At 66.2% G+C, this 2,681-nt stretch carries 2 protein-coding genes; one reads left to right on the top strand and one right to left on the bottom strand.

The window, feature by feature from the left end; genetic code table 11:
• Positions 1 to 114 precede the first annotated feature (114 nt).
• The gene (locus EN742_RS31030; protein ID WP_126059341.1) at positions 115 to 1,188 is read left to right on the top strand and encodes an ABC transporter ATP-binding protein; all 1,074 of its coding nucleotides are present in this window, start codon (positions 115 to 117) and stop codon (positions 1,186 to 1,188) included.
• Here the strand turns inward: EN742_RS31030 and EN742_RS31035 are convergent.
• Positions 1,152 to 2,462, bottom strand: coding sequence for a flavin monoamine oxidase family protein (locus EN742_RS31035; protein WP_127406546.1), 1,311 nt, complete (start codon positions 2,460 to 2,462; stop codon positions 1,152 to 1,154). The two genes, EN742_RS31030 and EN742_RS31035, sit on opposite strands and share 37 nt — an antisense overlap.
• Positions 2,463 to 2,681 lie beyond the last annotated feature (219 nt).

Here is a 2,681-nt window from a genome sequence, read left to right on the forward strand (position 1 = left end):
GCTCCGACTGGAGACGATCGGCCAGGCGCACGCAGACCGAGGGAGGCCTTTATGCCTGATGTGATTGAGGCCAAACGGCCGCGCCAGGCCGATCGTCTCCAGTCGGAGCGGCCGATGATCGAGATCCGCGATGTCACCCGCAGCTACGGTGCCTTCAAGGCGCTTGACGATGCTTCGCTGACCATCCGGGAAGGCGAGTTCTTCTCGTTGCTCGGCCCATCTGGCTGCGGCAAGACCACGCTCTTGCGCATGATCGCCGGCTTCGACAATCCGACCAGCGGCTCGATCGCCGTCGACGGCCAGCCGATGGAGGGCATTCCCGCCAACCGCCGTCCGACCAACATGGTATTCCAAAGCTATGCCATCTTCCCACATCTCAATGTCGAGCAGAACGTCGCCTACGGGCTGAAGCGCTTGAAGCTGCAAGCGGGCGAGGAAAGGCGCCGCGTCGAGGAGGCACTCGCGCAGGTGTCGCTGACCGGTCTCGGCAAGCGCGGGGCCACCGAGCTCTCCGGCGGCCAGCGCCAGCGCGTGGCGCTCGCCCGCGCGCTGGTCATGCGTCCCAAGGTGCTGCTGCTCGACGAGCCGCTCTCGGCGCTGGACAAGAAGCTGCGCGAGCAGATGCAGGTTGAACTGCGCCGGTTGCAGCAGGCGGTCGGCATCACATTCGTGCTGGTCACGCATGATCAGTACGAGGCGCTGGCCATGTCGGACCGCATCGCCGTGATGTTCGGCGGCAAGATCGCGCAGATCGCCTCGCCGAAGGAGATCTATCAGCGCCCCGTCAACCGCCAGGTGGCCGATTTCCTCGGCGGCATGAACTTCGTCAAGGCCGAAATCGTCGAGGAGAACGGCGCCTCGCTGGTGCTCGACACGCTGGGTTTCGGCCGCGTCAGGACCGACAAGCCGAAGGCTTTTGTCCGCAATGGCGGCGCGGCGACGCTCGGCATCCGGCCGGAACGGCTGCGCGTACTGTGGGACAATGCGACGGCCAAATTCGAGGTCGCCGGCAAGGTGGTCGAGCGCCACTATTTCGGCGAGATCACCCACCTGATCGTCGAGATACCCGGCCTGGAAAAGCCGCTCTCGGTGACGGAGACCAACGATTTCGGCGCCGACGACATCCCCGTCGGCGCGCCGATCCGCCTCGCCTACGATCCCGAAGCCCTGGTGGCGATGGCGGATTGAAGGCTGGTCAGGATCTTTCCGGCGGCGATGCGCCCGGCCACGATAGCGCCCTCGACATAGGCGGGAAATGACGGCGACACTTCCGACGAGGCGAAATGCACCGGCGGCGCGCCGGCAAGAATCGTGCGCTCGGCATCCCGTGCCGTCGCGTCGACGATGAGATCGCCATAGGCGCCGCCGCTCCAGCGGTCATCCGTCCAGTCGCGGTGGCTGAAATCGAGCATATCGGCCGCCTCCGGGCCAAGCGCATCCACGAGCTTCGCCGTGACTTCGGCGCGCAACGCCGCGGCGCTCAGCTTGCGGCAGCGCAGCGCCAGCGGTCCGCCGATGAAGACGACGAGCGCTGCGTGCTCGGCATCCTTGCTGGCGTCGCATGCAAACAGGCCCGGCATGTCGCGCCACATCACCATGCCGCTCAGATCCCGTTCGCGCCAGAACGGCTTGGGGTAACGGATCAGTATCTTGACCACCGCGCCGCTTTCCCAGACGCCAAGCGCCTTCTTCAAGGCCGCCGGCAAGGCGGGCTGAAAATCGAGCTTGTCGGCCGTCGCAGGCGGCAGGGCGACCAGGGCCTCGCGCGCCTCGATGGCAGCACTGCCCGAGACGACGCGAACGCCTGACGGTCGGCGCTCGATGCGAATGACCGCTTCGTTCAGCCGCAGCCGGTCGCCGAGGTCGCCGGCAAGGTCCTCGGCCAGCGACTGCATGGTTTCGCGCAGAAAATACTGCAGCTCCGGCACTTCGTTGGTGATGCGGCGATCATTGTCGATCAGATACCAGAGCAGCAGCTTGTCCAGCGCCAGGCACCACAGGCCCTCGATCATCGAACGGAAGGCCGCCTTGGCATCGGCCGGATCCTCCTGGCGTTGCAGCCAGCCGGCGACGGTCAGCCCAGCGATCGCGGGATCGTCCGGCTCGATTCGGTTCATGCGTTCGCGGATCGCCATCGCGGTCACATAGGTCCGCTCCGCCTGGCCGGCCGACATCGACGGATGGGTGATGAAATCGCCATAGACATAGGTCTCGACGAATGTCTTGCCGCGCGCCTTAGCCAGCGCCATCAGCTCTGGCATGTCCTCGCACAGGAACTGGCCGCCACGGTCGATCAGCTCGCCGAGCCCGTTCCGCGTCGCCTCCACCCGCCCGCCGACCCGGTCGCGCGCTTCCAGCACGAGGAAATCGATGCCGGCCTTCTTCAGCTCGAGCGCGGCCGTCAGGCCGGTGAAGCCGGCCCCGACGATGACGACTCCGGTTCTGTCAGCTGCCGTCGTCAATAGCCGGCCTTGATCTTCTCGAACGCGGCCACCATGCCATCGGCAAGCGCGTAGGCGGCGCCCGCTCCGACGGTGACGACGGCGGCAAGAGCAAGGCAACGAATCGTGGAATTCATGACGCGAAACTCCCCCGTCGCGAAAAGCGACGGGGGAGGTTAGGAGAATTCCCGGGCGTTGGCGAGCCCGTCCGCCGGAGCGGACGGGACACCAGAATCAGGC

It is taken from the genome of Mesorhizobium sp. M4A.F.Ca.ET.020.02.1.1 (assembly GCF_004022645.1).
GTDB lineage: Bacteria > Pseudomonadota > Alphaproteobacteria > Rhizobiales > Rhizobiaceae > Mesorhizobium.